7 protein-coding genes are annotated in these 6,362 nt (G+C 73.4%); 2 read left to right on the top strand and 5 right to left on the bottom strand.

Annotated features, from left to right (window positions below; genetic code table 11):
* Window positions 1-140 precede the first annotated feature (140 nt).
* The 4 genes from ACZ63J_RS04350 to ACZ63J_RS04335 all read right to left on the bottom strand — a co-directional run bounded on the left by ACZ63J_RS04350 (window position 141) and on the right by ACZ63J_RS04335 (window position 3,403).
* Entirely contained in the window at window positions 141-575 is a 435-nt protein-coding gene (locus ACZ63J_RS04350) for a hypothetical protein (RefSeq protein WP_465340950.1), read from the bottom strand.
* Between the two features lie 111 nt (window positions 576-686).
* Complete coding sequence (locus ACZ63J_RS04345; RefSeq protein WP_465399785.1) at window positions 687-1,349, bottom strand: response regulator; 663 nt, start codon at window positions 1,347-1,349, stop codon at window positions 687-689.
* On the bottom strand, window positions 1,349-2,851 hold the full coding sequence (locus tag ACZ63J_RS04340; protein WP_465399786.1) for a GAF domain-containing sensor histidine kinase: 1,503 nt from the start codon (window positions 2,849-2,851) through the stop codon (window positions 1,349-1,351). Before ACZ63J_RS04340 ends, ACZ63J_RS04345 begins: the two co-directional genes overlap by 1 nt.
* Window positions 2,852-3,001: 150 nt before the next feature.
* The gene (locus ACZ63J_RS04335; RefSeq protein WP_465313826.1) at window positions 3,002-3,403 is read right to left on the bottom strand and encodes a pyridoxamine 5'-phosphate oxidase family protein; all 402 of its coding nucleotides are present in this window, start codon (window positions 3,401-3,403) and stop codon (window positions 3,002-3,004) included.
* Between the two features lie 268 nt (window positions 3,404-3,671).
* Between ACZ63J_RS04335 and ACZ63J_RS04330 the strand changes: the two genes are divergently transcribed.
* Window positions 3,672-4,292 carry a sigma-70 family RNA polymerase sigma factor gene (locus ACZ63J_RS04330; RefSeq protein ID WP_465313959.1) on the top strand — a complete coding sequence of 207 codons (621 nt, stop codon included), beginning with the start codon at window positions 3,672-3,674 and terminating at the stop codon, window positions 4,290-4,292.
* A 96-nt stretch (window positions 4,293-4,388) separates the two neighbouring features.
* Window positions 4,389-4,922: a P-loop nucleotide/nucleoside kinase family protein gene (locus ACZ63J_RS04325; RefSeq protein ID WP_465439307.1), complete on the top strand. Its 534-nt coding sequence runs from the start codon at window positions 4,389-4,391 to the stop codon at window positions 4,920-4,922.
* On the opposite strand, the gene ACZ63J_RS04320 is transcribed toward ACZ63J_RS04325, so the two are convergent.
* Window positions 4,897-6,285: an MFS transporter gene (locus tag ACZ63J_RS04320; RefSeq protein WP_465439305.1), complete on the bottom strand. Its 1,389-nt coding sequence runs from the start codon at window positions 6,283-6,285 to the stop codon at window positions 4,897-4,899. The genes ACZ63J_RS04325 and ACZ63J_RS04320 overlap by 26 nt on opposite strands.
* Between the last annotated feature and the right edge of the window lie 77 nt (window positions 6,286-6,362).

Here is a 6,362-nt window from a genome sequence, read left to right as displayed (position 1 = left end):
CGTTCCCCCCCCCCCCCCCCCCCCAACACCAAACCCCCCCCCCCCCCCCCCCCCCCCCCCCCACCCCCCGCCCCCCCCCCCCCCCCCCCCCCCCCCCCCCCCCCCCCCCCCCCACGGCCGTGTCCGATCCGGACGGTGCGCTAGTTGTCCCGGCGGTGCCGTCCGCCGCGCGACCCGGCGATCGCACGCACCCGCAGCGCCAGGTCGCTCCGGCGGGCCCGGCGCGCGTACTCCAGCAGCGCCTCGACCTGCTCTCGCGGGAGCGTGCCCTGGTCCGCGCCGACCTCCAGGCGCAGCAGGTGCGTCACCAGCTCGCGCGAGTCTTCACCCTGTTCCCCGGCCAGCTCCGCGAACCGCTCGGCCGCTTCGGCCTCACCGTCGCACCAGGCCGTCATCGACAGCAGGGTCGCCGTCGCCGTCAGGATGTCGCCGCGGTGGACGCCCCCTTCGGCCGCCAGGTGCTCCGCGAGCTGGAAGCTGTGTGTGCCGACCCCGCCGGCGCCCTCTCTGCGCACCGCTTCCGCGAGCGCCCTGATCTGCTGCGTGACATAGTCCCCGCTCGACAACCCCGCCATGCTGTCCCCTCTGCCGCGCACGACAACTCGTGCGTCACCCCGACAGGTGTATCGCATCGACGGCCAGATACGTCGGATGCCCCACCGGGTTTCCGCCGAGTGGTCGCATGATCAGGTCGGGCGGCCGCCCTCGCCGCGGCGCTGCGACACGTACACCGCCGCCGAGGTCCGCCGCTCGACCCCGAGCTTGTGCAGCACCGACGACACGTAGTTCTTCACCGTCTTCTCGGCCAGGAACAGCCGTTCGGCGATCTGCCGGTTGGTGAGGCCCTCCGCGACGAGGTCGAGCACCCGCCGCTCCTGCGGGCTGAGCTGCTCGTACCGCGGGTCCGGCGCCGCCGTCGACGTTTCTCCCCGCAGCTTGTTCATGACGGACGCGGTGAGCGTGGCGTCCAGCAGCGAGCCGCCGACGGCGACCGTGCGGACGGCGTCGACCAGCGACCGGCCGGAGACCTGCTTCAGCATGTACCCGGCCGCGCCCGCCATGATCGCGCCGAACAGCGCGTCGTCGTCCGAATAGGACGTCAGCATCAGGCACGCGGGCGGCGGCTCGACCGTCGAGCGGATCTCGCGGCACACCTCCACGCCCTGCCCGTCCGGCAGCCGGACGTCGAGGATCGCGACGTCGGGGCGGACCTGCGGGATCCGGACCAGCGCCTCGGCGGCCGTCGCCGCCTCCCCGGCCACCTCGATGTCGGCTTCGGGTTCGAACACGGTCTTCAGCCCGGTGCGGACCAGCTCGTGGTCGTCGAGCAGAAACACCGAGATCGTCATCACGCACTCCCCTGCTCGCCGGTTCGCGCCGGCAGCTCGGCCGTCCACTCCAGCCGGGAGCCGCCACCGTCGGCGGCCACCAGCACGCACTTCCCGCTCCACCGCGCCGCGCGGGCGGCCAGGTTGCCCAGCCCGCTGACCCGCCCGGCCGCCGCCGGCGGGCCGGTCCCGTCGTCGCGCACCACCAGGCTCAGCCGCCGGCCGAGCCCGTCCACGGTGACCTCGACCGAGCACGACGTCGCCCCGGCGTGGCGCGCGACGTTCGTCAGGGCTTCGCGCAGCGACGCGGTCAGGTCGGTGCGGACGGCGTCGGGCACCGCGGCGTCCAGCGGCCCGTCGAAGCCGACGCGCGGCTCGAAACCCAGCGTGTCCCGGGCGTCGACGGCCACGCGCAGCAGCTCCGCGCGAAGGCTGCCCTGGGCCTGTGACGGCGCCTGCAGCGAAAAGATGCTGTTGCGGATCTCGCGGATCGTGCCGTCGAGGTCCTGGGCGAACCCGGCGACGCGCGCGCCGACCCCCGGGTCGGAGATCAGCCTGCTGACGCCTTCCAGCCCGAGCCCGGTGGCGAAGAGCCGCTGGATGACGAGGTCGTGCAGGTCGCGGGCGATCCGGTCGCGGTCCTCGAACACCGCGAGCTGCTGGCGGGCCACCTGGGCCCGGGAGAACTCGACGGCCAGCGCGGCGTGCCCGGCGAACGTCTCGGCCAGCTGGACGTCGGAGTCGGTGAACGGCGACTTGTCGCGGAACTTCGCCACGACGAGCACCCCGAGCGTCTCGTCGCCGACGATCAGCGGCACCGAGATCGCCGCGTCCAGGTCCTTGATCATCGCGGGCATCGGCCCGGCGCGGTCGCGCTGCTCGTTCTGGACGTGCTCGCCGTAGTCGCGGACCACGACGGGTTTGCGCGTGGTGTAGGCGATCCCGGTGGCCGTGCCCTCGGCCGGGACGGTCAGCCCGGTGAGCCGGTCGGAGTCCTCCCCCGGCGGCTCGACGACGTCGAAGACCAGCTGCCCCGGCCCGGCGGGCAGCGCGATCGCGCCGCCGGTGCCGCCCGCCACGACGCGGGCGCGTTCGGCGATCAGCCGCAGGGTCGCGCGCAGGTCCTGCGCGCCCAGCAGCGCGCGGGTCACGTCGTAGGACGCTTCCAGCCAGCGTTCGCGGCGGCGCATCCCGTCCACGAGCACGGCCTTCTCGACCGCCATCCCGGTCGCCGCGGTGAGCGCTCCCAGCACTTCGCGCTGACGACGGCCGAACTCGGCGCCGTCGCCGGGTTCGACCGAGAAGGTGCCGAACATCCGTTCACCGGCCCGAAGCGGCAACTCGACTGGGACCCCACTGCCGGGGCGCCCGTACTCGGCGACGGCGCCCTCGGGGCCGGTCACCTCGAGCCGGCCGTGGCGGGCGCCGAGCAGCTCGCACACCGTCTTGGCCGCGCGGTCCAGCACCGCCGGCAGTTCCAGCTCCCGTGCGATCCCGGCCACCGCGGCCAAGATCATCGGCATGCTGACTTCGTCCGCCACTGTTCCCGTCGACCCCGTTGGCTCGCCGTCTCCCGGAGGACTCCCCGGGCCGTCAAGGGTGCCACAGGGGGCTGCCCGTGTCGGTCCAATCCGGTTCGTCCATCCGGTGGGTCGATCGGAGCAGTGGCTTTGTTACTCGGCGTGGCAGGCGATGCGGTGACCGGTGATGGCTTCGACCGGGATGCGCAGGAACCGGCGCCCGGAAAGGGAGGGACACGGGCACAGGCAGGCGACTTCGTCGTCGACGGCGGACTCGGTGGCCCGGCCGAGGAGGCTCACGTACCAGCCCGCGCCGAAGTCGGCGGCGAAGTCGTCGGCTTCGAACGCGACGACGGCGTCACGCGCGCCCGCGTAGAGGGGACTGCCCGCCGGCACGGCGAACACGACGGCTTCCTCGACGACGGTGAACCGCACCGGGCGGACCGCGGGCATGGCTCGGTGGGTGAAGATCACCCGGCCGAGGCTCGCCGTCCGGAGCAGGGCGAGGCACTGCTGCCGGTCGAGCAGCAGCCCGAAGCCCACGTCGTCCACCATCGCGTACCTGTGTTTCTCCTGTAAAAAATCCCCGGTGACCAGCGTGATCGAAAGCCGTGGACGGCCGGTAGGGCCGTTCGGCCCGAGCGCCGCCGCGGTGGACCGCCGACGCCCTTTCGCCGCGGCGACGACACAGCGCGAGCCCGCGCGGTAGGGCCGGAAGACCCGGGCCGTGGCGGTCGCCCGGCCGGTGTCGCGCTCACGCGCGGCGATCTAGCGTCGTGACCGTCCGTTGCCGGCGAGCGCTGCCGAGGGAGACGTGAGAACGATGCCGCCGCACTCCGCCGAGGGTGACGCCGCGCCCACGGCGACGTTCGTGCTCGACCCGGCGCTGGTCCGCTCCGCCGTCGGCGGGAACCGGGCCGCGGTGGCCGGGCTGCTGCGCGCGCTGCGGCCGATGGTGTTCCGCTACTGCCTGGGCCGCCTCGGGGCGTGGCAGGACGGCTCGTCGGACGCCGAGGACTGCGCCCAGGACGTGCTGCTCGCGGTCGTCCGGGCGCTGCCGGGTTACCGCTACGAGGTGGACGGCTTCGTGCCGTTCGTCTTCGGGATCGCCGGGCACAAGGTCTCCGACTTCCACCGCCGCCGGGCGCGCGACCGCACGAGCCCGGTGGCCGACCCGCCCGCCGAGCGCTGGGTCGGCGCGGACCCGACCGGCGACGAGGTCGAGCGCTCCGCCGCGCTCGACTGGTCGGCCGGGCTGCTCGACACGCTCCCGCCGCGCCAGCGGGAGATCCTGGTGCTGCGCATCATCCTCGGGCTCTCGGCCGAGGAGACGGCCGCGGCGGTCGGCCTGGCCAGCGCGGGCGCGGTCCGCGTCGCCCAGCACCGGGCGCTCACGACGTTGCGGCGTGGCCTGCTCGCCCAGAAGCGCGAGGCGGCCTCGTAAAGCCCGGCTACGGCCGGGGGTTGCCGCATCGAGGGACTTGGCCTACTTCGATGCGGCTTCCTTCGTGTCCCGGGGCGCGGGACTTAGAGTCCCCGGATGAGACCTTCACGGACTTTCGCGGCGCCTCCCCGGCTGATCGTCGTCGGCGGGCTGCCCGCCACCGGGAAGTCCACCATCGCCGCGGAACTGGCCCGGCGCACCGGGTTCTCGTTCCTGCGGGTGGACACCATCGAGCAGGCCATCGTCCGCGCGAGCCCGCTGGCGCAGCCGCTCGGACCGGTCGGTTACGTCGTCGCGCGAGACGTCGCCGCCGACCTGCTCCGCACCGGCGCCGGCGTGATCGCCGAATGCGTCAACCCGCTCGCCGTCACCCGCGACGCGTGGCGGGACACCGGGCTCGGCGCCGGAGCCGTGGTGCTGGAGACCGAGATCGTCTGCTCGGACCCGGCCGAACACCGCCGCCGCGCGGAGTCCCGCGACGTCGGCATCGCGGACCTCGTGCCGCCGACGTGGCAGGAGATCCTCGACCGCGAGTACGAGCCGTGGACCCGGGACCGCCTCGTCGTCGACACCGCACGGGCCTCGGTCGACGAGGCGGTGGCGGTCATCGCAGCTGCGGCGCGGCCGTGACGTCGTCGTTGACGCTGTCCAGGCGGCGGCCGGTGGTGCGCGGGCCGAGGACCGCGACGTCCACCGCGACCACCACCAGCGCGGCGGCGACGATCAGGAACAGCGTCGTCGGGCCGTGCGAGCTCAGCAGCGGCACCAGCACGAACGGCATCGCGCCGCTCGCCAGCCGCGACAGCGAATACGTGCCGCTGGAGGCCGTCGAGCGCAGTGCCGTCGGGAAGATCTCGGCCTGGTAGATGTGGTAGGCGTTCGAGAACAGGTTGCTGGTCGCGGTGTAGAGGAAGCCGAACACGAGGATCAGCGCCATCGAACCCGCGTAGCCGAACGCGATGCCGAACACCGCCATCGCCAGCACCGAGCCGACCACCAGATACTTGCGCTCCACGCGTTCGACGATCGGCAGCGACAGCGCCGAGCCGACGGGGTAGCCGAGATAGGTCAGCGCCGCGAACAGCAGCGACTGCGAAACGGCGTACCCCTTGGCCGCCAGCACGAGCGGCACGAGCGTGCCGAAGCCGTAGTAGCCGAGGGTCTGCAGGATGTGGAAGACGACCATCATCCAGGTGCGGCGGCGCAGGCCCGCGCCGAACAGCTCGCGCACCGGCGCCGCGGCGCGCTTGCGGGTGGTGCCGCGCGGCGGCGCGGGGTTTTCGTTCACGGCGCCCCGGGCTTCGGCTTCCAGCCCGGCCACCAGGTGCTCGGCTTCTTCGGTGCGGCCGACGGAGTCCAGCCACCGCGGTGACTCGGGCAGCCCGCGCCGCAGCAGGAAGACCGCGCCCGCGCCGAGCGCGCCGAGGACGAACAGCCAGCGCCAGCCGGCGATGCCGAGGACCTCGTGCTCGGTCAGCCCCCGGGCGAGGAAGCCGACGACCGGGAAGCCGCAGAAGGCGAGGGTGTAGGCCCAGGCGATGAACCGGCCGCGCTTGCGGGCGGGCAGCAGGTCGGTGAGGTAGGTGTCGGCCAGCGGCGGCTCCGCGCCCAGGCCGATGCCCGCGAAGAACCGCGTCACGAGCAGCATCAGCGCGCTGCCGCTGAACGCGCCCAGCAACGAAAACAACGAGTACAGCCCGAGGTTGAGCAGGAACGCGCCGCGGCGGCCGAACCGGTCGGCGAGCCGGCCGAGCAGCAGCGCGCCGAAGAACATGCCGACGAACGTCGACGCCAGCAGTGGCGGCAGGTCCGCTTTGGACAGATCGAACTCCTCGACCAGCACCGAGCTCAGCACGCCGGTCAGGAAGACCTCGTAAAAGTCGAAGAACAGGCCGAGCCCGACGGCGACGGTGGCCCGGCGGTGGGTGCGGGTGATGGGCAGCCGGTCGAGCCGGCCCGCGATCGTGCCGGTGTCCGGCGCGGTGTTCGCCATCCGTCGTCTCCTTTGACTTCGCCACGATGTGGTTGGCCGACCCATGATGTGACGGCCGACACGCGGAGTCAAGGACA

Source organism: Amycolatopsis sp. NPDC104863 (assembly GCF_055582965.1).
The sequence above is the reverse complement of the archived record's forward strand: the minus strand, read 5'-3'. Positions and strand labels throughout refer to the sequence as shown.

Bases quoted from the DNA above. Each gene is read 5' to 3' on its own strand.
- ACZ63J_RS04325 (WP_465439307.1), top strand. From the start codon at position 4,389: ATGAGACCTTCACGGACTTTCGCGGCGCCTCCCCGGCTGATCGTCGTC.
- ACZ63J_RS04320 (WP_465439305.1), bottom strand. From the start codon at position 6,285: ATGGCGAACACCGCGCCGGACACCGGCACGATCGCGGGCCGGCTCGAC.
- ACZ63J_RS04335 (WP_465313826.1), bottom strand. From the start codon at position 3,403: ATGGTGGACGACGTGGGCTTCGGGCTGCTGCTCGACCGGCAGCAGTGC.
- ACZ63J_RS04330 (WP_465313959.1), top strand. From the start codon at position 3,672: ATGCCGCCGCACTCCGCCGAGGGTGACGCCGCGCCCACGGCGACGTTC.
- ACZ63J_RS04350 (WP_465340950.1), bottom strand. From the start codon at position 575: ATGGCGGGGTTGTCGAGCGGGGACTATGTCACGCAGCAGATCAGGGCG.
- ACZ63J_RS04340 (WP_465399786.1), bottom strand. From the start codon at position 2,851: ATGCCGATGATCTTGGCCGCGGTGGCCGGGATCGCACGGGAGCTGGAA.
- ACZ63J_RS04345 (WP_465399785.1), bottom strand. From the start codon at position 1,349: ATGACGATCTCGGTGTTTCTGCTCGACGACCACGAGCTGGTCCGCACC.